The sequence below is a fragment of the Rhodococcus spongiicola genome, from assembly GCF_004011835.1.
Lineage (GTDB): Bacteria > Actinomycetota > Actinomycetes > Mycobacteriales > Mycobacteriaceae > Prescottella > Prescottella spongiicola.
Genome location: NZ_RKLN01000007.1, coordinates 188,226 through 210,562, shown reverse-complemented (window position 1 = coordinate 210,562; position 22,337 = coordinate 188,226). Strand labels below are relative to the sequence as shown.

Genomic DNA, 22,337 nt, shown 5'->3' with positions numbered 1-22,337 from the left:
TGACGGTACTTTCTTACTATATGGAGAACGTCGAACCCGGTACCGCCGAAGCCTCCCTGCCCCAACCCCCGGCACCTATCTACGTGCCGACGCTCGACATGGTTCCGGCACATCGACCCAAGGTCGAGTACTTCAACGTCACCGAGCGCACCAACACCGACCCCAAGGGGTTCGTCCGTCCTGTCGAGCACTACCGGCTGGAACCATGGGGGCTGTACATGGCCCGGACGGCCGACCACATGCGATTCCACTATCTGGAATCCTGGCTGATACCGGACCTCGGTATCCGCGCCTCGATCTTCCACTTCCACCCGTATCACGACCGCGATCAGGACCACTACATCGACATCGGCGACTTCACACGGGGCTCGGACGTGTGGAAAGCCGAGGACCACTACCTCGACCTCGTCGTTCGGACGGGCCGGGATACGGAACTACTCGACGTAGACGAACTGATCTCGGCAGCTGCACACGGCTACATCTCGCCGCAGACTGCCAACCGGGCAGTCCAGCGCGCAATGGCGGCCGTGGACGGGATCGCCCGCCACGGCCACGACGTGGAAGCCTGGCTCGCGTCGAAGGGAATGCCCGTCAGTTGGCGCTGAGTGTAGTCCGCTGAGGACTACCGCTCGGGCGCCCACCCGGTGGACTCAGCCCACGCCCATGCCCGCCGGTACCCGAGGTCGAACCACGGGGCAAGGACGTCCGCATACGTGACCGTGGGATCGCCCTCGCGCGCGTCAACTGCGGCTTTGGCCGCCGCGCCTCGCTTCAACTCGAGGAATTCGGTGCGTGCCTGGGCGTCGGCGCGCAGCCAGTCGCGCAGCAACAGCGCGAACCGCTGGCCGGGCCAGCGATCGACCCGCAGGTCGATCCGCACGGGTCGTCCGGGGTCCGCCCCGCCGTGCGTCCGCTTGTCCCACAGTGCCGGGTCTGCCTCGCCGCCGACCCCGTAGGTCGGGATCGGCTCGTCACGGGTCACCTCCGCCAGCGCCGGGAAGCCGGCCGCCGCCAGAGGTTCGCTCAGGGCGTCGGCCGCGGCCAGGTCCGGGACGGTGATCTGGATATCGATCAGATCTCGCGCATCCATTCCCGGCACCGCGGTGGAGCCGACGTGGTCGACGCGGACGATGCGCTCTCCGCACACCGCACGAAGGCGCTCGACCAGCCGCTCGCCCTGCATCTCCCACTCCGGGTCGGGTCCACAGAGGACCGGCGGCACGGTCACGACGGTGTGGCTGCGCAGGTTGCGTTCGAACGGCACGAGCCGGCCGGTGAACAGCGACCGCACCTGCTCTTCGATCTGCTCGACAGTTCCACTGTTGTCGAGCCAGACGTCGGCGGCGGCCCGCCGTTGATCGTCGGTGGCCTGGGCCGCAATCCGCGCCCGAGCATCCGCCTCCGTCATCCCACGCAACTCGACCAGGCGGCGCACCCGCTCCTCCGTATCGACGTGCACGACGATCACGAGGTTGAATGCCGGGCCCATTCGCCCCTCGACGAGAAGCGGGATGTCCTGGACGACTATGCCGTCCGCAGGGGCACCGTTCACGATCTCCGCGGTCCGTTGACCGATCCGCGGGTGCAGGATCGAGTTCAGCCGCAGCCTCGACTCGTCGCTTCCGAAAGCCCGCTCCGCCAGGGCCGGCCGGTTCAGCGAACCGTCCGAGTGCAGGATGTCGGCACCGAACGCCTCGACGAGCGCCGCGAGACCGGGTGTGCCCGGTTCGACGACCTCCCGCGCGATGATGTCGGCGTCCACGATGACCGCTCCGAGGTCCGCGAGGACTTTCGATACGGTCGACTTGCCGGCTCCGATACCTCCCGTGAGGCCCACTCTCAACACGCCGACCAGTGTCGCACCAATCAAACCGAAGATCATCAGTGGATCAAATGTGGCGGTGCGACGACCTGGTCGGATAACCTTTCCTCGACCGTCCGACCAGCCGATTCGAGATACGAGTAGAACCCGCAGATGCGCAGTACTTCCACCCGTCCCGGTCGGCACCGTCTCGGCATGGAAAACGGCGTTCACGCGATCCTCATCCCAGAGGTTGCGGCTGCACTCGCAGAGCATCGGCGCAGTTGGTTCCACCGTGTTCTGACTCCCGCCCGCCACAGCTTTGCCGCTGTCCGGAAGCGTACGGCGACCATGCCTACCCGATGGGTGCCGGCCGTGGCGAACTGACCGACCGTGTACGACATGCACAGTGGCCCCGCTCCCCGCACGGGAGCGGGGCCACTGTCGTCAGGTGGCTGCCATCAGTTGGCCACGAACGCCGAAGACCCCGGCCCTGCGAGCAGGACCGAGGTCTTTCGGTGATCAAGCGTCAGGCGTTGCCCGACAGCTTCTCGCGCAGTGCCGCAAGCTGGGCATCGCTCGCCAGCGAGCCACCTGCGGACTCGGCAGCCGCGGCCGCGGCCTCGTCCGCGCCCGACTCCGAGGAGTAGTTGCCGCCGCCGGACGCACCGGCAGCCGCCTCGGCCGCCTCGTCCGCGGCCATCTTCTCCATCTGGGCAGTGTGCATCTTGTGGCGCCGCTCGGCCTCCGCGTAGCGGGACTCCCACTCCTCACGCTGCTTCTCGAAGCCCTCGAGCCATTCGTTGGTCTCGGGATCGAAGCCCTCGGGGAAGATGTAGTTGCCCTGCTCGTCGTACGAGTCGGCCATGCCGTACTTCGACGGATCGAACTCGGCGTTGTAGTCCTCGTTCGCCTGCTTCAGCGACAGCGAGATACGACGACGCTCGAGATCGATGTCGATGACCTTGACGAGCGCGTCGTCGCCGACGGCCACAACCTGATCCGGAACCTCGACGTGGCGCTCGGCCAACTCGGAGATGTGCACCAGGCCCTCGATGCCCTCCTCGACGCGAACGAACGCACCGAACGGAACCAGCTTGGTGACCTTGCCCGGCACGATCTGGCCGATGGCGTGGGTGCGGGCGAACTGACGCCACGGGTCCTCCTGGGTCGCCTTCAGCGACAGGGAGACACGCTCGCGGTCCAGATCGACGTCGAGCACCTCGACGGTGACCTCGGTGCCGACCTCGACAACCTCGGACGGGTGATCGATGTGCTTCCAGGACAGCTCCGAGACGTGCACCAGACCGTCGACCCCGCCGAGGTCGACGAACGCACCGAAGTTGACGATCGAGGACACGACGCCCTTGCGGACCTGGCCCTTCTGCAGCTGGTGTAGGAACTCGCTGCGGACCTCGGACTGGGTCTGCTCGAGCCAGGCACGACGCGACAGGACCACGTTGTTGCGGTTCTTGTCGAGCTCGATGATCTTCGCCTCGATCTCCTTGCCGACGTACGGCTGGAGGTCGCGGACGCGACGCATCTCGACGAGGGATGCAGGAAGGAAGCCACGCAGGCCGATATCGAGGATGAGGCCGCCCTTGACGACCTCGATGACGGTGCCCTTGACGGCCTCGTCCTTCTCCTTGAGCTCCTCGATGGTGCCCCAAGCACGCTCGTACTGTGCGCGCTTCTTCGACAGGATCAGGCGGCCTTCTTTGTCCTCCTTGGTGAGGACCAGGGCTTCGACCTCGTCGCCGACGGAGACGACCTCGTTGGGGTCGATGTCATGCTTGATGGAGAGCTCGCGGGAAGGAATGACGCCTTCGGTCTTGTAACCGATGTCGAGAAGGACCTCGTCACGATCGACCTTGACGATCGTGCCTTCCACGATGTCGCCATCGTTGAAGTACTTGATCGTGGCGTCGATGGCGGCGAGGAAGTCCTCGGCGGAGCCGATGTCGTTGACGGCTACCTGCGGCGAGGTCACGGTGTTGGAGGGCATGTGTTGGGTTGCTCCGGACAGGTTGAAAGTCGGGTTGGTCTTCTGTCAGATGCGCGGGCCGAAGGACCTCCGATCACGGTGGTTTCCGCAGTCGTCTGGCCATCTGACCCGCTACGAGGCCGTTCCGCAGCCCCCGCACGCCCCACCCACAGACCCCACGCAATCCTCACGGCCTGTACATCGGCCAACGAGGAGCCGCGTCGAGAAACTGTGTCGGGTCGCAGCATTTAGAAGCTGCATCGAAGACACTCGCGTTCCACAGGGTACGTGACCGCGGGCTAGCTGGGCAAACCCAGCCTCGGTCTACTCTTGGCCACCATGTCCGACGATCGTCACGCCGCCGCCATCTTCGCTCTGGGCACCAGCGGTGTGAGCCGAACACGGATCGGAACCGAGGCCAGTGAGCGCGCTAGCCGGGCCTGGTGGGACGCCGACGCCGACGACTACCACCGCACCCACGGCGAGTTCCTCGGCGTCGACTCGACGGACGGCGAGTTCGTGTGGTGCCCGGAGGGCCTTCACGAGGGCGACGTCCGTCTGCTCGGCGAGGTCGCCGGGAAGAGGGTCCTCGAGGTCGGCTGCGGGTCGGCCCCGTGCGCGCGCTGGCTCGCCGCCGAGGGCGCCGACGTCGTCGGACTCGACATCTCGATGGGGATGCTCGAGCGGGGAGTCGCAGCGATGGAACGGGGTGGACCGAGAGTCGCCCTCGTCCAGGCCGGCGCGGAGGCGTTGCCTTTCTCGGATGCAAGCTTCGACCTGGCGTGTTCGGCTTTTGGTGCGGTTCCGTTCGTCGCGGATTCCGCACAGGTGATGCAAGAGGTAGCACGGGTGCTGCGACCGGGCGGGTCGTGGGTGTTCGCGGTGAACCATCCGATACGCTGGATCTTCCCGGACGACCCCGGACCACAGGGCCTGACGGCGACACTCCCCTACTTCGACCGCACCCCTTACGTCGAGATCGACGACGACGGCGTTCCCACTTACGTCGAACACCACCGGACGATGGGCGATCGCGTCCGCGAGGCAGTCGCAGCCGGCCTCGAAGTGCGCGACATAGTCGAGCCGGAGTGGCCCGAGTGGCTCGACCGGGAGTGGGGCCAGTGGAGTCCGCTGCGCGGCCAGCTGTTCCCGGGGACCGCAATCTTCGTCACCCGCAAGCCCGCCTGAGACCCCCGGTCAGCTCTCCGCTAGAGCGACACGGAGTTAGAGCGGAGCGGCGAGGAATTGCTTCCTTCCCTGGCATTAGCTAACCGCTAGACGCCAGATACCTGACCGATCCCCACGTCACATGGAGCGGGATCAGTGACCGAAATCGACTGGCTCCCTAGCCGAATCGTGGCATGGCAATCCCGACGAACGCTTCCACGCGACCCTCACCCGCAGTATCGAACGCTCCTCGACGAGCGGTCTAGCTGTGACGGGCGGTCTAGCTTCATCGCAGGGCCGGCGACACTCGACGTCGAGATCAACGGCATGTACGCCAGCGAGGCCTCCCGCGCCTTACACTCGAGGTCCTCGAACAAATCCGGGAGCGGAGGAAGTGAGTGTACAAGCGGCGAGATACCCCACCGACCTACGAGGAGTGGCGGCGCACCTTCGAAGTTGCACTCGCGCACGCCGAGGACGGCGAGCTCATCGACTATTGCTGTCCCACCCCTATCAGTGACGAGATCGAGGGCACGCTGATCGAGGTCATGGACACCGACCCCGGCACCGACAACCGGGCCGACGCGGTGACTCGGGCGTGGGACGCATTCCACGCCGAACACCCCAAACCGTAGACCCGCCCACACTTGCCTACCCCTGGCTTCCCCGCCAGGAACCAGGGGCCGAGTGCTGTTCAGCCCCCGAGAAGAACCCGCTACGACGGGCTTTTTCTGTTGGCCGAAGGAGCCGCCGCCCGTCCTAAGAAGAGGATTCAAAAGGTCCAAACCGCTTCGGGCGCGAAGAAGTACGGGCAGCCGATCGGCTCGATCATCAAGTCGAACGGCAAGAAGGCCCACCCCCGACGCACCGGCCGCCACCGAGGCGGACAAGAGCGACGGCGGGGCCGACAAGTCCAGTGGTCAACTGCCACCGACTCTCGGTGAGGTCCGGCGTCTGCGCCGCGAGAGCCAGAAGCTACGCGCCGACAACCGCGAGGCCTGGGGAAGGCCGTCAGCGAAGCCGCCGAGAAAGCCGGTCAGAGCAGCGTGGACAGGAAAGCCTTGGTCCGATCCTGTTGGGGATTGGCCAGCAACTCCCGAGGTTCCCCCGACTCGACGACCACACCGGCATCCATGAACACCAACTGATCGGCGACCTCGCGCGCGAATCCGATCTCGTGGGTGACGACGACCATCGTCATGCCCTCCTGCGCGAGGTGCTTCATCACTGACAGCACCTCACCGACGAGTTCGGGGTCGAGCGCGGAGGTGGGCTCGTCGAACAGCATGAGCTTCGGGTCCATGGCGAGCGCACGGGCGATGGCGACCCGCTGCTGCTGCCCACCGGACAACTGCGCCGGGTACGCATCGGCCTTGTCGACCAGTCCCACCCGGGCGAGGAGGTCACGCGCGCGCTCGACGGCCTTCGCCCGCGGGATCTTCCTGACGAGAATGGGTGCTTCGATGATGTTCTCCAGCGCGGTGCGGTGGGGAAAGAGATTGAAGTGCTGGAACACCATTCCGATCTCGCGCCGCTGGCGGGCCGCCGCCCGGGGGGTCAGTTCGTGGAGCTTGCCGCCATGTTCTGCATAGCCGACTAGCTTGCCGTCGACATACAACCTGCCGGCATTCACCCGCTCGAGATGGTTGATGCAGCGCAGGAAAGTCGACTTGCCGGATCCGGAAGGACCCACCAAGCACAGCACCTGGCCGCGCTCGATTTCGAGCGAGACTCCCCGCAACACCTGCAGCGCACCATAGTTCTTGCACACCCGGTCGGCCTGGAGCATCGGCGTCATTGCCGTTCTCCTCCCGCCGTATCCGGCGAGATGACGACGGGCCGGCCCTCTGCGTCCGCGAGGGCCTGCAACTGCCGCGCGGTGAGCTTTCGAGAGGCGCCCTTCGAGTAGTACCGCTCGAGGTAGTGCTGGCCGATCATCAGAATGCTCGTTATCGCCAGATACCAGGTGGCGGCGACGAGCAACAGCGGGATGGGCTGGAAGTTCGCTCCGGAGATGTCCCGCGCTCGGCCGTACAACTCCAGTGTGTAAGGGACGGCCGACACCAGCGACGTGGTCTTGAGCAGGCCGATCAGCTCGTTGCCGGTCGGTGGAATGATCACGCGCATGGCCTGCGGCAGGACGGTGCGACGCATCGTCTGCGCCCACGACATGCCCAGCGCCGTCGACGCCTCGATCTGCCCCTCGCTCACTGAACTGATGCCGGCCCGCACGATCTCGGCCATGTAGGCGGCCTCGTTGAGACCGAGACCGATCACCGCGAACAAGAATGCCTCGTGGAGACCGTGCAGCTCGATGTGCGCGAACTGGTACACGAACGGTATCCCAAGGTCCAGCGTCTGGTAGATCGCCGTGAACAGTCCCCAGAACACCAACTGGACGTACACCGGCGTGCCGCGGAACACCCACAGGTACACCCAGGCTGCTGCGCGCAACACCGGATTCGGTGACATACGCATGATCGCCAGCACCATGCCGAGCACGACGGCAATCGTCATGGACAGCACCGTCAGCTGGATCGTCACCCATGCTGCTTCCGTGATCCGTCTGTCGAAGAGGTACTGGCCGTATATGTCCCAGCGGAACGCCTCGTTTGTTGCGGCCCCGTAGACGAACAGCCCGAACAACACGAGCACGATCACCGCGGCAATCCACCGGCCAGGATGCCTCAGTGGGACGGCCTCGATCGGCTCCGGCTCAGGTTCCGTCGAAACCCCTGAAGATCGGCTCTCTTTGTGTGACATGGCTGTCCGCCTCTCACGACATCAGCTCATGGCGCCGTTGATGACCGAAGTCTCGATCACCCCCGCCTCGACACCCCACGCTTCGGCGATCGCCCGGTACTGGCCGCCGTCGATCAGGTACTGCATCGCCTGCTGAAGCACCGGAGCCAGCGGCGAACCTTTCGCTACCACCCAGCCGTACGGCGCCGCGTCGAACACCTCACCGGCGGGCACGATCCGGCCGTCACTGCGCCTGATCGCGTAGGCGGTCACAGGAGAGTCCGCGGACAGCGCGTCGATCCGACCCAGGATCAGTGCGTTGGCGACCTCATCCTGGCTGTCGTACTTGATCTTCTCGATCGGGGGCTTGCCGGCGGCAACGCACGCGGCACTCTTGGCCGGCACTTCCTCGATGTCCTCGATCGTGGTGGTCTGGACCCCCACCCGCAGCCCGCACGCGTTGTTGGGATCGATGTCGTCGTCGGGTCGCTGGGCCCACTGCACGCCAGCGCTGTAGTAGGTGACGAAGTCCACCGACTTCTCCCGCTCGAGCGTGTCGGTGAACGAAGACGCCCCCACGTTGAACGTCCCGGCCTGCACCGCCGGGATGATCTTGTCGAAGTCGGCTTCCTGGAGTTCGACGGTGAGCCCGAGAACCTGACCGGCAGCGGTCATCAGGTCGACATCGAAACCGACTATCGTCCCGCTCTCGTCTTTGAACTCGTTGGGTGCGTAGGGAGGGTTCGTGCCGACGAGGAGTCGGCCGGACGCGGCGATCTGCGGCGGAAGCTGATCGGCAATCGAGTCGACGCGGTGGACGTCAACGCCGGTGACCACCGGCACCAGTCCCTCGTTGTTGACGACGCACCCCGCGGTACTGAAAACGATGAGTGCCAGCAGCGTCGCCACAGCCGCGCGGAAGAAGTTCCTGCGCGCATCAGGTCGGATACCTGCACCTGGTCCGGACATCGCCCGTGCTCCCTACGTCGCCGAACGGCCGACTGAAAGAAACCCTACTGGCTCGGCGGCTGAGGGGCTGGACAAGCGGTCCACCTTCATCCTTCTGGGTGTTCATTCAGCTGGGTGTTCGTTCACACGGGTTCATCGCCGGAACACCCGGGCGATCACCGACTCGGTGAACTCACCCGTCGACGCCAGCCCGCCAAGGTCGGCAGTGGCGACGCCGGCTTCGACCGTCCGTTCCACCGCGCTGCGGATCCGCGCTGCCGCGGCACCGAGCCCGGCCTCTTGGCGGGCCGCACCGAGCCATTCGAGGAGCATCGCCGACGACATGATCAGCGCTGTCGGGTTGGCACGATTACGGCCGGAGATGTCGGGCGCCGCCCCATGCGCGGCCTGAGCCATCGCCTTCGTTTCTGACGCGTTGATGGATGCAGCCATTCCGAGCGAGCCGGACAGTTCGCCGGCGAGGTCGGAGAGGATGTCGCCGAACATGTTTTCGGTGACGATCACGTCGTAGTCCTCGCCGCGACGGACCAAGTACGCGGCCATGGCGTCAACGTGCTCGTCGTCGACAGCGATGTCGGGATAGTTCTGACCGACCTCACGGCACACGTCGCGGAACAGTCCGGTGGTCGTCGAGAGCACGTTGGCCTTGTGCACAACCGTCACCCGCTTGCGTCGACGGCGCGCGAGGTCGAACGCGGCACGAGCGATGCGTTCGCACGCCTGCCGGGTCACGACCCCCACCGCCATGGCGACGTCCGGAGTCGGCATGAATTCGCCGCTGCCGACGAACATGTTGCGGTCCGCATAGAAGCCCTCGGTGTTCTCCCGAACGATGACCAGATCCATTCGTGGTGACACGGCCTGCGTCCCCGACAGAGCGCGCGCCGGCCTGATGTTCGCGTAGAGGTCGAAGCGCTTGCGGATCATTCCGCCCGGAGTGAGCTGCATCTGGAAGGGCTCGGGATACGCGGCGCTGTCGTGCGGGCCGAGGATCCACGAATCGAGTTCGGCGAGTGCAACAAGCGTGTGCTCGGGCGTAGGAGTGCCGTAGGTGGAGATCGCCTCGAACCCGATGGGGAGCGGCACCCACTCGACGTCCGGCAACCCCACCGCCGCAACCGCGGCATCGACGACGTCCCGCGCAGCCGGCACGATTTCGCGGCCGATCCCGTCACCAAGCAGCAGGCCGATCCGTGGATTCTCCAAATTTCCTGTACTCGCGCTCCCCATCGGACCATCATTGCTGACGATGGTCCAGTCCGTGGAGTTGCTGCTCGACAGTGATGTCGACGCGACCGTACGAGCCGAGTGGCGTCGGCTGTCGAAGGCGCGCCTGCCCAGCCAGGATCGCATCACGGCCGAGTCCAACCGGCCGCACGTCACACTCGGGGTCGCCAGTCACATTCCGCCCGATGTCGAGGACGCGCTCGAACGGGAGCTTCCGTGCGGGCCGCTGCCGATCCGCTTGGGCGGCGTAGTCGTGTTCGGCGGCCGCCGCCTCACCCTGGCCCGACTGGTCGTACCCACCACCGAGCTGTTGACGCTCCAGCGCATCGTCTACGAGCTGATGATGGATTGCGAGGGTGTTCCCCCGCACATCATGCCGGGCGAGTGGACGCCCCACGTGACGCTGTCCCGGCGGATCCAGGCAAGCGATCTCGGCACCGCGGTGGTGGTGACTCGCGCCGGCAACCGCGACGTGGTCGGCACCTCCGATGGCGTCCGACGCTGGGATTCGGACGCCAAGCGGGAGTGGCGGATCACCCGATGCCCGTAACCCGAAGTCCTCCCGAGACGGGCCTGGGGAAGAGATTCGCGTATGGGAACGTTGCAATGGCCAACCGACCAGACGTCCGACCGACTCGCGGCCGACCGCGTCCGATCGGATGCACAGAAAGGACCCTTGTGGCTACCCAGACCCTGACCCAGCAGAACTTCAAGCAGACCATCGAAGACCACGACATTGTGCTTGTCGACTTCTGGGCATCCTGGTGCGGCCCGTGTCGCTCCTTCGCCCCGACGTTCGAGTCATCCTCGGGCAAGCACACCGACGTCGTCCACGGCAAGGTCGACACCGAAGCCGAGCAGGAGCTCGCGGCCAGTGCCGGCATCCGATCGATTCCGACGATCATGGCGTTCCGCGAGGGTGTTCTCGTGTTCAACCAGGCCGGCGCGCTACCGCCCGCCGCCCTGGAGGACCTGATCGGTCAGGTCAAGGCCCTCGACATGGACGAGGTTCGCAAGCAGATCGCTCAGGCGCCGTCCGGTAGCTGAGCAACCGCTCACGTAGCACCACCCCCTGCGGCACTACCCACTGGGACGCCCCGCGCACGTCAGTGTGCGGCGGCGTCCCAGCTGCGTCCGGTGCCGATGGACACCTCCAGCGGCACGGACAACTCGATAGCGGACGACATCTTGTCCAGCACCAACTGCTCCACCTGGTCACGCTCACCGGCGGCGACCTCGAGTACCAACTCGTCGTGGACCTGCAAGAGCATCCGCGACTCGAGCTCCGCCTGGCGCAGTGCCCGCTGAACGTCGATCATCGCGACCTTGATGATGTCGGCGGCCGTGCCCTGGATGGGCGCGTTGAGTGCGGCCCGCTCGGCGACCTCCCGGCGCTGCCGGTTGTCGCTGTTGAGGTCGGGCAGGTAGCGCCGGCGACCGAACAGTGTCTCCGTGTACCCGACCTTGCGTGCGCGTTCGACAACCTCGCGCAAGTAGTCGCGGACGCCACCGAAACGGGCGAAGTACGCGTCCATCTGCTCACGAGCCTCTTCGGTGGAGATCTTGAGCTGAGCGGCGAGTCCGAACGCACTGAGACCGTAGGCCAGACCGTACGACATCGCCTTGACCCGGCGGCGCAGTTCAGGCGTCACCTCCTCGATCGGCACCCCGAATGCGCGTGAGCCAACGAAGCTGTGTAGATCCTCGCCGGTGTTGAACGCTTCGATCAGGCCTTCGTCACGTGAGAGGTGCGCCATGATGCGCATCTCGATCTGACTGTAATCCGCGGTGAGGAGGGTCTCGTAGCCCTCTCCGACGACGAAGCCGTCGCGGATCTGCCGGCCCGCGTCGGTGCGCACCGGGATGTTCTGCAGGTTCGGCTCTGTCGACGACAGCCGGCCCGTCGCCGCCACGGTCTGATTGAACGTGGTGTGGATCCGGTTGTCGTCGGCGACCGTCTTGAGCAGGCCGTCGACGGTGACCTTGAGGCGCGTCGCGTCGCGGTGCGCGAGCAGATGCTCGAGGAACGGGTGCTGCGTCTTCTCGAACAACGACTGCAGCGCGTCGGCGTCGGTGGTGTACCCGGTCTTCGTCTTCTTGGTCTTGGGCATGTCGAGTTCGTCGAACAGCACCACCTGCAGCTGCTTGGGCGAGCCGAGGTTGATCTGCTTGCCGATCACCTCGTACGCGCGATCCGCTGCGTCGGTGACCCGGGCTGCAAACGTCGACTGCAGATCGCTCAGGTGGCTGGTGTCGACCGCGATACCCGTCGCCTCGAGCCGTGCCAGCACCGCCAGCAGCGGCAGCTCCATGTCAGCGAGGAGACCAGTGGCAGCGATGTCGCCGAGTTCCGTGTCGAGGGCAGCGGCGAGGTCGAGCACCGCCTGGGCACGCAGGATTTCGCCTTCGGCTGCCTGCGCATCTGCGGCATCCTCCTCATCGAGCAGCGACAGTTGTTGCTGCCCAGACTCTTCCGCGCGCAGCTCCCGCTTGAGGTAGCGCAACGACAAGTCGTCGAGATTGAAGCTGCGCTGCCCCGGGCGCACGAGGTACGCCGCGAGCGCGGTGTCACTGGTGAGGCCCTCGAGTGTCCACCCGCGTCCCCACAGCGCATGCATCGCCCGCTTGGCCTCGTGCAGCGCCTTGGGTTGCTGCGGGTCGGCAAACCACGCCACGAGCGCGGCCTCGTCGTCCGGAGTCACCGTGGTGGTGCTGATGTACGCGCCTACCCCGTCGGACGCTGCGATCGCGACGGCAGTGACGTCGCCACCGTACGGCGCACCGGTGCCGACGACCGACAGACCGTGCCGCTCCCCCGTCGAGGCGTGCGCGGCGATCCACTCCGCGACCTCACCGGGTGCCAGCGCCCGTCCGCGGACCTCGAAACCCTCCTCGGCCTCCGGTTCGGCGGAGCTGAGCGTCGCGAACAGCCGGTCCCGCAGCACCTTGAACTCGAGGTCGTCGAACAGTGCGTGGATGCGTTCGCGGTCCCACGGCGCCAAGGCCAACTGGTCCGGCGTGTACGGCACCGGGACATCGCGCACCATCTCGGTGAGCTGTCGGTTGAGTACGACGCTGTTCAGGTTGGCGCGCAGCGCGTCACCGACCTTGCCGCGCACTTTGTCGATACCGTCGACGAGGTTCTCGAGCGAGCCGTACTCGCGGATCCACTTGGCGGCGGTCTTCTCGCCGACACCGGGAATGCCGGGCAGGTTGTCGCTCGGGTCGCCGCGCAGAGCGGCATAGTCGGGGTACTGCTGTGGGGTGAGCCCGTACTTGGCCTCGACCGCCTCTGGAGTGAACCGGGTGAGGTCGGAGACGCCCTTGCGCGGGTACAGCACGGTGACGTCGTCGCTGACGAGCTGCAGCGAATCCCGGTCTCCGGTCACGACGAGCACGCGATAGCCGCCGGCGGTGGCCTGGGTGGTGAGCGTGGCGATGATGTCGTCGGCCTCGTAACCCTCGATCGCCATCACCGGTATGCCCATGGCCCCGAGGACGTCCTTGGTGATCTCGACCTGCCCCTTGAACTCGTCCGGGGTCTTGTTGCGGTTGGCCTTGTACTCGGGGTAGGCCTCGGCGCGGAATGTCTGCCGGGAGACGTCGAACGCCGCCGCAATGTGCGTCGGCCCCTCGTCGCGCAGCAGGTTGATCAGCATCGACGTGAACCCGTAGACCGCGTTGGTCGTCTGCCCGCTGTGCGTCTTGAAGTTCTCCGCCGGGAGGGCGTAGAACGCTCGGTACGCGAGCGAATGCCCGTCCAGGAGCAGCAGCGTCGGCCGGTCGGCGCCGGACACGTCGGCGGTCGCGGGGGCGGTGGACGAGGAGGTGGTTGCGGGGCTCACGGTTGTCCAGTCTAGGGAGCCGGCCCGACAGATACGTCCTTGCTCCCCGCGCGTCGGCCCTCGAAAGGCCGATGCACGCTCACTCGCCCGTGCTGCCGCCACCCAGGGTGTCGAGGACGACCTCGGCGACGGCCTTCATGGTCGTCCGCCGATCCATCGCGGCCCGTTGGATCCACTTGAACGCCTCGGGCTCGCTCAGCCCCTGCGACCGCATGAGCATGCCCTTGGCCCGCTCGATGACCTTGCGAGTCTCGAGCCGCGAGGAGAGGCTGGCAACCTCCCGTTCGAGCAACGCGATCTCCGTGAACCGACTCGCCGCCAGTTCCACCGCCGGCACCAGGTCTGCCTTGGAGAACGGCTTGACGAGGTACGCCATCGCCCCCGCGTCACGAGCCCGTTCGACCAGATCACGCTGACTGAACGCAGTCAGGATCACTACGGGCGCAATCCTTTTCGCAGCGATCTCGGAAGCTGCGTCGATCCCGTCGCGGCGCGGCATCTTGACGTCCATGATCACCAGGTCCGGACGCAACTCCTCCGCCAACTCGACGGCGCGCTGGCCGTCGCCGGCCTCACCGACGACGTCGTAGCCTTCCTCGCGGAGCATCTCGACAAGGTCCAACCGTATGAGTGCCTCGTCCTCCGCCACCACCACGCGCCGCGACTTGGGTTCCGTCCCCTGCGCGGGGGTCGCGTTCATGGTCACATCACTCCTCGAGTCGGCGCCCGCCGAACGGGGCGCGAACGCTTTGAGAGTACCGGTGGTTTTGACTGCGCCTCGTGATCTTCTAGAGTGTTTACCCGCACGCCCTCGTATCCCAATTGGCAGAGGAAACGGATTCAAAACCCGTACAGTGTGAGTTCGAGTCTCACCGAGGGCACCAGATCGACTCCCGCTCCCAGCAGGTCAGTTCGACAATGCGATCATCCGCTCGGCGGAGCTAGCATCGGCCTGTGACCCCCGCAACAATTCCGCCGAATATACCCGCGAAGATGCGGGCGAGCGTGCTCGTCGAGCCCGGTCGAATCGAGATGGAGGAACGCGAGGTCCCGAGCCCAGGTCCCGGCGATGTCTTGGTGAAAGTGGCATCGGTGGGCATCTGCGGGTCCGACACCCACTTCTACCGCGAGGGCCGCATAGGCGACTTCGTTGTCGATCGGCCCCTCGTACTGGGCCATGAATCGTCGGGCACCATCGTCGCGGTCGGCGCCGACGTGGCCTCGCACAGAATCGGGCAAAGGGTGTCCATCGAGCCGCAGCGTCCTGACCCTTCGAGCGAGGAATCCCGGCGAGGTCTCTACCACCTGTGCCCGCACATGCAGTTTTTTGCGGCGCCACCGTTCGACGGGGCGTTGGCCGAGTACGTGACCATCGGGTCGGGATTCGCGCATGCAATCCCGGACGACATGTCCGACGACGCCGCAGCTCTGTGCGAGCCCTTGTCGGTGGCGATCGCCGCCAACAGGAAGGCCCGAGTAACGGCCGGTTCCCGCGTTCTCGTCGCGGGTGCGGGACCGATCGGCATCGCCACATTGCAATCCGCCCTCGCGTTCGGGGCCACCGAAGTCATCGTCTCGGATCTCGAACCCAGGCGACGTGAGATGGCAACCGAGTTCGGAGCCACTGCCGTCCTGGATCCGCGCGAGCAGGATGTCACCGGACTCCACGTGGACGCCTTCATCGACGCTTCCGGCGCCCCCAGCGCCGTAGCGGCTGGTATCGAGGCCGTTCGGCCCGCAGGCACAGTCGTGCTTGTCGGCATGGGCGCCGACGAAATGACGCTGCCGGTCCATATAATCCAGCACCGGGAGTTGTTACTGACCGGGGTATTCCGCTACGCCAACACCTGGCAGGCGGCGATCTCCCTCGAACGGTCCGGGCGGGTCGACCTCGATTCCATGGTCACCAAACGATTTCCGCTCGCCGAAGCGGAGCAAGCACTGAACGCAGATCGGATACCCGGCAGTCTCAAGGCCGTCGTTCGCGTACAGGAATGAGAACACGCCGGTGCCACCCAACTCCGAGACAGTGCCGAAGTTCGGACGGCGCCGTGCCGTGGCGCGACCGGGCCCCGATCTTCCCCACTGGTGAAGCGCTCGACCCACTGACTGGTTCACGATGACCCTCGTCGCGGGCATCGACTCGTCGACGCAGTCGTGCAAGGTGATCGTCTGCGAGTCCGACACCGGCGAAACAGTCCGTGAGGGTCGGGCGCCGCATCCGGATGACACCGCGGTCGCACCGCAGGAATGGGCGAAAGCTCTCGACGCCGCGATGGCCACGGCCGGCGGATTGGACGATGTCGCCGCAGTGTCCGTCGCAGCACAACAACACGGAATGGTGTGTCTCGACGACGCATCGTCCGTCGTCCGTCCGGCATTGTTGTGGAACGACACTCGTTCCGCCGACGCTGCAGCGGAGTTGGTCGACGACCTCGGCGGAGCCGGATCGTGGGCGGATGCAGTCGGCGTCGTGCCAGTTGCAGCGATCACGGTCAGCAAACTGCGCTGGCTTGCCGATTTCGAACCGCGGAACGCCGACCGGACAGCCGCAGTGTGCTTGCCCCACGACTGGCTCGGTTGGCAACTTGCGGGCGGCCAGGATCCGAGCACATTGTCCACGGATCGCGGCGATGCCAGTGGTTCCGGATACTTCTCTGCCGCAACGGATTCATACCGTCGCGATCTGCTGTCACCTGCGTTGAGAGGGCGCACGGTTCAGCTGCCGCGCGTGGCTGGACCCGCCGAGCAGATCGGAGAAACCCGCTCCGGTGCGGTACTGGGCCCAGGCACCGGCGACAACGCAGCCGCCGCACTCGCTCTCGATGCCAGGGAGGGTGACGTCGTCGTGTCGGTGGGAACGTCGGGTGTCGTGTCAGCGGTGTCGGCCATACCCGCGAACGATCCCGGAGGGTTCGTCGCGGGCTTCGCCGACGCCACCGGGCATCAACTGCCACTCGTATGTACCCTGAACGCTGCCCGCGTACTGGACGCGACGGCGTCGTTGTTGGGTGTCGATCACGACGAGTTATCGCGGCTGGCACTCTCTGCGCCCTGCGGCAGTGACGGTTTGGTGATGGTGCCGTACTTCGAGGGCGAACGCACTCCCAATCGCCCTCGCGCCACAGCGTCGGTCCACGGACTGCGCCTCGCCAACTCGACACCCGCGCACTTCGCCCACGCCGCGATCGAGGGGCTGCTGTGTGGGCTCGCGGAAGGCATCGACCACCTGGCTGCCCAGAGAGTGACGGTGCGGCGCATACTCCTGGTCGGTGGCGGCGCTCGGTCGCGAGCACTGTGCGAACTGGCTCCCACTGTGTTCGGGGCACCGGTTCTGGTGCCGAGGCCTGCGGAGTATGTCGCCATCGGCGCCGCTCGGCAGGCCGCCTGGGCACTCGCCGGTGCCGTGGAACCGCCCGACTGGGGCCGGACACCTGCCGAGCGGTACGAGGCGGACCCGGCACCCGCTGTGCGCCAGCGATATTCCAAGGTCCGCGATCTCACCGACTCCTGACTGATGGGGAGCGGACGAACATCGCCTCAGCATTGACACCCCTCCATGACCTGGAGGAGCGCGTCGACTGGGCTCACGATGTGGGCACTTTCGGCTTGCCGAGGAGCCGGACCGCGGCTCCACTGGTCCGGCAGTACGGTCGCCCGACTATTCTGCTCGAGCCACCCCCCCAGCACGCCAAGGGAATGCACCTGAACACCATGAACAACTCCACCAAGGCTCACACACCGATGACACCGGCCCAGCTCAGAGACATCGTCCTCACGCTGCCCGCCCACTGTCCGATCACAGACGCGTTCGAGTCGCCCCGCTCCGGGAACGTCTGGTACGCCACCCAGAAGGAGCACCTGACCGGCTGGCTCGCCGAGTACAACGGGCCAGGGGCCTACGGCCGCAAGAACCACGACCGGGATGCACGCGCTTTCTACCAACACTTCCGTTGCGCCCCCGGCCTGCTTTGGCTCGCGGAAGCCTTGGGGGAGGACCCAGAGGTCCTTCGAACCGGAGTTGCCGCTATCCAAGCAGCAGGCAGCAACCTGTCCTCCCAGTGCGCAGCGTTCAGGCGAACTGTGCCCTGGGAACGCATCGAAGAACTGATCGAAACGCACGAGGCCCGACGTAGTCGCACGGTGAAGGCGCGGGTAGTCCGAACCATCCGCCGTGCGCGGAAAAGAGGCGGACCACCCAGCTGATGCCAGGACGCTCGGAGCCAGATCAGACCGCCGAAGAGGCGGACCCGGCACCCGCTGTGCGCGAGCGATATTCCGAGGTCCGCCACCTCACCGACTCGTGACCGATCAGCGCACGCGGACGAGCATCTTCCCCACGTTCGCGCCGCGCATGAGTTGGAGGAACGCGTCGACCGAGTTCTCGATTCCATCGACGATGGTCTCATCGTGGACCACCTCGCCGGACGCCAACCACGGGCCCATCTTGGCGACGAACTCTGGGAAGAGGTGTGTGTAGTTACCGAGCGTGAAGCCCTGGAGGGTGAGGCTGCGGCCGATGATGTTCACCATGTTGTCGGGGCCCGGTGTGCGGTCGGTGGCGTTGTACATGGAGATGGCGCCGCACAGCGCGACACGACCGCCAGGGCGTAGAACATCGAGCGCAGCCTCGAGGTGGTCACCGCCGACGTTGTCGAAGTAGACATCGATGCCCTCGCCGGCGATCTCCGCCAACTGCTCACGCACCGGGGCCTGCTTGTAGTCAAAGGCGGCGGCGTAACCGTACTTCTCAGTGAGAAGCGCGACCTTCTCCGCACTGCCAGCGGATCCGATCACGCGCGATGCGCCCTCGAGCCTGGCAATCTGTCCGGCCGCCGTTCCCACCGCACCAGCGGCACCAGAGATGAACACGGAGTCGCCGGGCTTCAGATTCGCGATGTGCATCAGTCCGACATACGCCGTCAGACCGGTGAGCCCGAGGATCCCCAAGTACGCGGAGATCGGCACGCCCGGAATCTCCTCCACGACGCGGAATGCCGACGCATTGGCCTGCGCGACGTCTCGCCAACCGAGCTCGTGCATGACGACCGAACCGACGGGATGAGTGGCGACATTGGATTCGACGACGCGCCCGATGGCACCACCGGTCATCGTCTCTCCCAGTTCGAACGGCGGAATGTATGACTCCCCTTCGTTCATCCGTCCGCGCATGTAGGGATCGACGGAGGTGTACTCGTTGACCACACGCACCTGACCAGGTGCTAGGTCGGGCAACTCGACGACGACCGTACGGAAGTCGTCCTGGGTCGGCCACCCCACCGGCCGGTTGATCAACTGAATCTGGGTGCTGGAGGTCACGGTACTTCCTTTCGATCCTTCTCTTTCTGAACTGCCTGTTTCAATATAAACTGAAATGGCCGTTTCACAACTGGGAGTGAGGATCGTCATGCCCCGAACACAGGACTTCGATACCGCCGAGGTGATCGGTAAGATTCGCAACCTCTTCTGGGACAAGGGCTTCGAAGCCACGTCAATACCCGACATCGAGCGTGTGACTGGACTGAATCGCTCGAGTCTCTACAACGCGTTCACCAACAAGCGCGGACTCTTCGACGCGGCGGTGGAAGACTATCTCGACAGGGTCGTCCGCCCTCGGCTTCGCATCCTGACCGACGAGCCCTCGCATCCGGACGATGCCGTCCGCTATTACCGGAGTCTGGCGGACGCCCTCACAGAACCCCACGACGACTGCCCCGGCCGCGGCTGCCTGGTCCTCAACAGCGCCACCGGCTTCGCGGCCCACGACGACACCCAGCGTGCCGTGGTCGACGCGTACCGGCACGAGCTGTCCACCGCGCTCACCCATGCCCTTCGCGCCGTCGATCAGGACATGCCGGCGGCCGTCCTCGAGCACCGTGCCCGACTACTGACGTCACTGTCCGTGAGCGCCCTCGTCCTGTCGCGCGTCAACCGGGACGAAGCCGTCGCGGTGGTGAATACGGCAATAGCACAGTTGGAAGAGTGGCGTCGATGATGCGTCACCAGTGGTTCCTTCAAGCAACCCGGCCCTGACCTCGATGCGACCCGTCGGGCTGCGCCGGCAGAGTCGTCACAGGCGCGGGCGATGTTGGGCGTCGATCACGACGAGTTGTCGCGGCTGACGCTCTCTGCAGCCCGCGGCAGTGACGGTTTGGTGATCGTGCCGTATCTCGATCTCCGCCCAACGCGGTACCTATCCAGCGGTACTGCGCTGCGACGACGGCCCTGAATTGGCCTGTGCAGCAGTGGCCAAGCTTAAGCGCGATTCGGCGCCTCCTCCGCGACCCGCTCCCAGAACTCGACCCACTCCCGTTCATGCCCGATGCCGGCTTCCAGCGCCATCCGAGGGCCGAAAGAAATAGGGTCGGGTTCCGCCGCGGCGATGCGCTCGTACTCGGCGAGCTTCTCGCGGTGCGCGGCAAGCTGCGCCACGGCGAGCGTGTGTGGGTCGGCGCCGAAGTACAGCTTCAACAGCCCCGGGTCGCGCAACTCCGAGAGGGCGCTTGTGTTCTCCTCACGCCAGGCGGCAAGTGCTTCGCGGCCACTGTCGGTAAGCCTGTAGCGCTTGCGTCGGCGGCCACCCTCCTCGCGGTGCTCCTCCAAATAGCCGGCGCCGGCGAGGCGTTCCGGCTCCCCGTACACCTGCGCGTGCTGCAGCGACCAGAAGTTGCCGACACCGGCGGCCAGCTGCTGCTTGAGTTCATACGGGGTTGCCTCGCCGCTGGACTCGACGAGTCCGAGGACGACGTAAGACGTAGGCGTCAGTCGAATCATTTGCAATGGTCCAAAGTAGATGGTATATGTTGATCTATCCAAATTATCAGAAGAGAAGGCACGCCGTGTCTACGATCACTGAACCCGACCACCGCGCCTGCTTTCGGTCACTAACCGACGAAGTGCGCATTGACTCGCTGCCCGTGACCGGTGAGATACCCGCGTGGCTGAGTGGGGAGCTGATCCGCAACGGACCCGCACAGTACGAGGTCGGGTCGCGCTCCCTCAATCACTGGTTCGATGGGCACGCGATGCTGCACCGCTTCGGCTTCGCCAACGGCGTCATCTCCTACGCGAACCGTTTCCTGGACACGCGCGCGCGCCGTGCGGCCCTGGACAAGGGCGAAGTCCGCCTCACGGAGTTCGCCACCGATCCGTGCCGCTCGATATTCGGCAGGGTTCAGACCGCGTTCTCACCACAATTCACCGACAACGCCAACGTCAATCTCGTGCGCCTCGGCGACAAATGCCTGGCGCTCACCGAAACTCCGATGCCGGTCGTTTTCGACCCGGAGACGCTCGCCACCCTCGGCATGGAGAAGTCTCCGGGCCATCACGTCACCGCACATCCACACGCCGATCCGCGCTCCGGCGAGATGATCAGCTATGCGGTACATTTCGGCCCGCGCACGACCTACCGGCTGCACGCGAGCCGCGACGGCCACACTTACCGCACCATCGCGAAGATCGGCGTGCGCGAGCCCGGCTACATGCACTCGTTCGCGCTCACCGAGCACTACGCGATCCTCGCTGAGCATCCGCTGCTGGTGAACCCGCTGCGCCTGGCGCTTGGTAACCAGTCGTTCATCGAGAACTACCGTTGGCACGCAGACCGGCCCACCCGCCTGATCGTCATAGACCGGCACACTGGAACATTGCGCGGGACCTTCGAGGCGGAACCGTGCTTTGCTTTCCACCACGTGAACGCGTTCGAGGACGGCCCAGAACTCGTCGTAGACGCCTGCGTCTACGACGACGACGAGATCATCCGCTCAACCTACCTCGACCGACTGCGCACGGAGGACCCGCGCATTCCACGCGGCACCCTGCGCCGCTGGCGTGTGCACCTGCAGGTCGGCAGCGTGCGCAGCGAGCACCTGGCCGATACTCCCCTCGAGCTTCCCCGGGTCAACTACCGTCGCGTGAACACCCGTCCCTACCGATACACGTGGGGCACGAGCATCTCACCGCAGGGCCGGTTCCTCGACCGGATCGCGAAAGTCGACGTCGTCGACGGCACAACCACGATCTGGGAACAACCGGCATGCTTCCCAGGCGAGCCGGTCTTCGTCGCGGCACCCGACGCGCGAGAGGAAGACGACGGCCTGGTACTGACCGTTACGCTTGACGCCAAACACGGCACCTCATTCCTCGCCGTGCTCGACGGTCGCACACTCCGCGAGCTCGCGCGAGCCAGCGTCCCCCACCACATCCCGGCCGGCTTACACGGCCAGTTCCTGGGAACGCGGTCCTAGCCCTACGCCACCGAATCCCAACCACGGTTGCCGCGAGAAAGGATCCGATCACTCCCAGATCTCGGGATTCGAGACATCCAATCGTGGGAAAGTGCATCGAAACCGGCTGCGAAACTCGTCAATCAGACGGGTCCGGCCACATGATCAGCTTCTGCTGGAGATCGGGTGACGCGCCGGCACCGCCAGTGTCAGCAAACTGCTACCCCAAGTCCGCTCGGGTGCAGCCACGGATCGCGCGGGGCCACCTCGCGTGTCGTCGGTGCGACGCACGGGGGTCACCGTGCACACCGGCCAACCCGACTCAGACCGGCATGGCCCCGCCGGTCAGGGTCGGCGACGATCACTCCGTCGCG

The 22,337-nt window shown here is 65.7% G+C and carries 21 protein-coding genes and 1 tRNA gene; 12 read left to right on the top strand and 10 right to left on the bottom strand.

Annotated elements, in window-relative coordinates; translation table 11 throughout:
* Positions 1 to 98 precede the first annotated feature (98 nt).
* The gene (locus EF834_RS17655) at positions 99 to 605 is read left to right on the top strand and encodes a DUF402 domain-containing protein (protein WP_235871294.1); all 507 of its coding nucleotides are present in this window, start codon (positions 99 to 101) and stop codon (positions 603 to 605) included.
* A gap of 17 nt (positions 606 to 622) precedes the next feature.
* Here the strand turns inward: EF834_RS17655 and coaE are convergent, their stop codons facing one another.
* Positions 623 to 1,846 carry a dephospho-CoA kinase gene (coaE, locus tag EF834_RS17650; RefSeq protein WP_206615324.1) on the bottom strand — a complete coding sequence of 408 codons (1,224 nt, stop codon included), beginning with the start codon at positions 1,844 to 1,846 and terminating at the stop codon, positions 623 to 625.
* A 129-nt stretch (positions 1,847 to 1,975) separates the two neighbouring features.
* On the opposite strand from coaE, the gene EF834_RS18555 reads away from it, so the two are divergent.
* A complete protein-coding gene (locus EF834_RS18555) occupies positions 1,976 to 2,188 on the top strand; it encodes a hypothetical protein (protein ID WP_127948520.1) in 213 nt (70 codons plus the stop codon).
* Between the two features lie 142 nt (positions 2,189 to 2,330).
* Here the strand turns inward: EF834_RS18555 and rpsA are convergent, their stop codons facing one another.
* On the bottom strand, positions 2,331 to 3,806 hold the full coding sequence (rpsA, locus tag EF834_RS17640; protein ID WP_127948519.1) for a 30S ribosomal protein S1: 1,476 nt from the start codon (positions 3,804 to 3,806) through the stop codon (positions 2,331 to 2,333).
* A gap of 318 nt (positions 3,807 to 4,124) precedes the next feature.
* On the opposite strand from rpsA, the gene EF834_RS17635 reads away from it, so the two are divergent.
* Both EF834_RS17635 and EF834_RS17630 read left to right on the top strand, forming a co-directional pair.
* Positions 4,125 to 4,973 (top strand): class I SAM-dependent methyltransferase, encoded by an 849-nt coding sequence (locus EF834_RS17635; RefSeq protein WP_127948518.1) that lies wholly within the window; start codon positions 4,125 to 4,127, stop codon positions 4,971 to 4,973.
* Positions 4,974 to 5,350: 377 nt separating this feature from the next.
* Positions 5,351 to 5,587, top strand: a complete 237-nt coding sequence (locus EF834_RS17630) for a hypothetical protein (RefSeq protein WP_127948517.1) — start codon at positions 5,351 to 5,353, stop codon at positions 5,585 to 5,587.
* A 401-nt stretch (positions 5,588 to 5,988) separates the two neighbouring features.
* Here the strand turns inward: EF834_RS17630 and EF834_RS17625 are convergent, their stop codons facing one another.
* The 4 genes from EF834_RS17625 to EF834_RS17610 all read right to left on the bottom strand — a co-directional run bounded on the left by EF834_RS17625 (position 5,989) and on the right by EF834_RS17610 (position 9,893).
* Positions 5,989 to 6,750 (bottom strand): amino acid ABC transporter ATP-binding protein, encoded by a 762-nt coding sequence (locus EF834_RS17625; RefSeq protein WP_328590568.1) that lies wholly within the window; start codon positions 6,748 to 6,750, stop codon positions 5,989 to 5,991.
* On the bottom strand, positions 6,747 to 7,715 hold the full coding sequence (locus tag EF834_RS17620; RefSeq protein WP_127948516.1) for an amino acid ABC transporter permease: 969 nt from the start codon (positions 7,713 to 7,715) through the stop codon (positions 6,747 to 6,749). The genes EF834_RS17625 and EF834_RS17620 overlap by 4 nt, the downstream gene beginning before the upstream one ends.
* A 21-nt stretch (positions 7,716 to 7,736) precedes the next feature.
* Entirely contained in the window at positions 7,737 to 8,663 is a 927-nt protein-coding gene (locus EF834_RS17615) for an ABC transporter substrate-binding protein (RefSeq protein WP_127948515.1), read from the bottom strand.
* 132 nt (positions 8,664 to 8,795) lie between these two features.
* Positions 8,796 to 9,893: an isocitrate/isopropylmalate dehydrogenase family protein gene (locus EF834_RS17610; RefSeq protein ID WP_127948514.1), complete on the bottom strand. Its 1,098-nt coding sequence runs from the start codon at positions 9,891 to 9,893 to the stop codon at positions 8,796 to 8,798.
* Positions 9,894 to 9,912: 19 nt separating this feature from the next.
* On the opposite strand from EF834_RS17610, the gene EF834_RS17605 reads away from it, so the two are divergent.
* Together EF834_RS17605 and trxA are read left to right on the top strand one after the other, a co-directional pair.
* On the top strand, positions 9,913 to 10,440 hold the full coding sequence (locus tag EF834_RS17605; protein WP_127948513.1) for a 2'-5' RNA ligase family protein: 528 nt from the start codon (positions 9,913 to 9,915) through the stop codon (positions 10,438 to 10,440).
* Positions 10,441 to 10,568: 128 nt separating this feature from the next.
* Complete coding sequence (gene trxA, locus EF834_RS17600; RefSeq protein WP_127948512.1) at positions 10,569 to 10,937, top strand: thioredoxin; 369 nt, start codon at positions 10,569 to 10,571, stop codon at positions 10,935 to 10,937.
* A 59-nt stretch (positions 10,938 to 10,996) separates the two neighbouring features.
* On the opposite strand, the gene polA is transcribed toward trxA, so the two are convergent.
* A complete protein-coding gene (polA, locus tag EF834_RS17595; RefSeq protein ID WP_127948511.1) occupies positions 10,997 to 13,735 on the bottom strand; it encodes a DNA polymerase I in 2,739 nt (912 codons plus the stop codon).
* 79 nt (positions 13,736 to 13,814) lie between these two features.
* Positions 13,815 to 14,435, bottom strand: coding sequence for an ANTAR domain-containing response regulator (locus EF834_RS17590; protein ID WP_127948510.1), 621 nt, complete (start codon positions 14,433 to 14,435; stop codon positions 13,815 to 13,817).
* Between the two features lie 107 nt (positions 14,436 to 14,542).
* Between EF834_RS17590 and EF834_RS17585 the strand changes: the two genes are divergently transcribed.
* The 4 genes from EF834_RS17585 (at position 14,543) to EF834_RS17570 (ending at position 17,941) form a co-directional block, all read left to right on the top strand.
* Positions 14,543 to 14,619 (top strand) — tRNA-Leu (locus EF834_RS17585).
* A 109-nt stretch (positions 14,620 to 14,728) separates the two neighbouring features.
* Positions 14,729 to 15,733, top strand: a complete 1,005-nt coding sequence (locus tag EF834_RS17580; protein ID WP_127948578.1) for an NAD(P)-dependent alcohol dehydrogenase — start codon at positions 14,729 to 14,731, stop codon at positions 15,731 to 15,733.
* 121 nt (positions 15,734 to 15,854) lie between these two features.
* On the top strand, positions 15,855 to 17,249 hold the full coding sequence (locus EF834_RS17575; protein ID WP_127948509.1) for an FGGY-family carbohydrate kinase: 1,395 nt from the start codon (positions 15,855 to 15,857) through the stop codon (positions 17,247 to 17,249).
* A 200-nt stretch (positions 17,250 to 17,449) separates the two neighbouring features.
* Positions 17,450 to 17,941 (top strand): hypothetical protein, encoded by a 492-nt coding sequence (locus tag EF834_RS17570; protein WP_206615321.1) that lies wholly within the window; start codon positions 17,450 to 17,452, stop codon positions 17,939 to 17,941.
* Between the two features lie 105 nt (positions 17,942 to 18,046).
* On the opposite strand, the gene EF834_RS17565 is transcribed toward EF834_RS17570, so the two are convergent.
* Positions 18,047 to 19,054 (bottom strand): NADP-dependent oxidoreductase, encoded by a 1,008-nt coding sequence (locus tag EF834_RS17565; protein WP_127948508.1) that lies wholly within the window; start codon positions 19,052 to 19,054, stop codon positions 18,047 to 18,049.
* An 88-nt stretch (positions 19,055 to 19,142) separates the two neighbouring features.
* Here EF834_RS17565 and EF834_RS17560 point away from each other — a divergent pair, with 88 nt between their 5' ends.
* On the top strand, positions 19,143 to 19,730 hold the full coding sequence (locus EF834_RS17560; protein WP_127948507.1) for a TetR/AcrR family transcriptional regulator: 588 nt from the start codon (positions 19,143 to 19,145) through the stop codon (positions 19,728 to 19,730).
* A gap of 260 nt (positions 19,731 to 19,990) precedes the next feature.
* Here the strand turns inward: EF834_RS17560 and EF834_RS17555 are convergent, their stop codons facing one another.
* Complete coding sequence (locus EF834_RS17555) at positions 19,991 to 20,509, bottom strand: PadR family transcriptional regulator (RefSeq protein ID WP_127948506.1); 519 nt, start codon at positions 20,507 to 20,509, stop codon at positions 19,991 to 19,993.
* A gap of 5 nt (positions 20,510 to 20,514) precedes the next feature.
* On the opposite strand from EF834_RS17555, the gene EF834_RS17550 reads away from it, so the two are divergent.
* A complete protein-coding gene (locus tag EF834_RS17550) occupies positions 20,515 to 21,984 on the top strand; it encodes a carotenoid oxygenase family protein (protein ID WP_328590567.1) in 1,470 nt (489 codons plus the stop codon).
* The last annotated feature ends 353 nt before the right edge of the window (positions 21,985 to 22,337 follow it).

Coding starts and splice junctions, on each gene's coding strand:
- EF834_RS17655 (WP_235871294.1), top strand. CDS start 99: ATGGTTCCGGCACATCGACCCAAGGTCGAGTACTTCAACGTCACCGAG.
- EF834_RS18555 (WP_127948520.1), top strand. CDS start 1,976: ATGCGCAGTACTTCCACCCGTCCCGGTCGGCACCGTCTCGGCATGGAA.
- rpsA (WP_127948519.1), bottom strand. CDS start 3,806: ATGCCCTCCAACACCGTGACCTCGCCGCAGGTAGCCGTCAACGACATC.
- EF834_RS17635 (WP_127948518.1), top strand. CDS start 4,125: ATGTCCGACGATCGTCACGCCGCCGCCATCTTCGCTCTGGGCACCAGC.
- EF834_RS17625 (WP_328590568.1), bottom strand. CDS start 6,750: ATGACGCCGATGCTCCAGGCCGACCGGGTGTGCAAGAACTATGGTGCG.
- EF834_RS17620 (WP_127948516.1), bottom strand. CDS start 7,715: ATGTCACACAAAGAGAGCCGATCTTCAGGGGTTTCGACGGAACCTGAG.
- EF834_RS17615 (WP_127948515.1), bottom strand. CDS start 8,663: ATGTCCGGACCAGGTGCAGGTATCCGACCTGATGCGCGCAGGAACTTC.
- EF834_RS17610 (WP_127948514.1), bottom strand. CDS start 9,893: ATGGGGAGCGCGAGTACAGGAAATTTGGAGAATCCACGGATCGGCCTG.
- EF834_RS17605 (WP_127948513.1), top strand. CDS start 9,913: ATGGTCCAGTCCGTGGAGTTGCTGCTCGACAGTGATGTCGACGCGACC.
- EF834_RS17590 (WP_127948510.1), bottom strand. CDS start 14,435: ATGAACGCGACCCCCGCGCAGGGGACGGAACCCAAGTCGCGGCGCGTG.
- EF834_RS17580 (WP_127948578.1), top strand. CDS start 14,729: ATGCGGGCGAGCGTGCTCGTCGAGCCCGGTCGAATCGAGATGGAGGAA.
- EF834_RS17575 (WP_127948509.1), top strand. CDS start 15,855: ATGACCCTCGTCGCGGGCATCGACTCGTCGACGCAGTCGTGCAAGGTG.
- EF834_RS17570 (WP_206615321.1), top strand. CDS start 17,450: ATGAACAACTCCACCAAGGCTCACACACCGATGACACCGGCCCAGCTC.
- EF834_RS17560 (WP_127948507.1), top strand. CDS start 19,143: ATGCCCCGAACACAGGACTTCGATACCGCCGAGGTGATCGGTAAGATT.
- EF834_RS17555 (WP_127948506.1), bottom strand. CDS start 20,509: ATGATTCGACTGACGCCTACGTCTTACGTCGTCCTCGGACTCGTCGAG.
- EF834_RS17550 (WP_328590567.1), top strand. CDS start 20,515: ATGGTCCAAAGTAGATGGTATATGTTGATCTATCCAAATTATCAGAAG.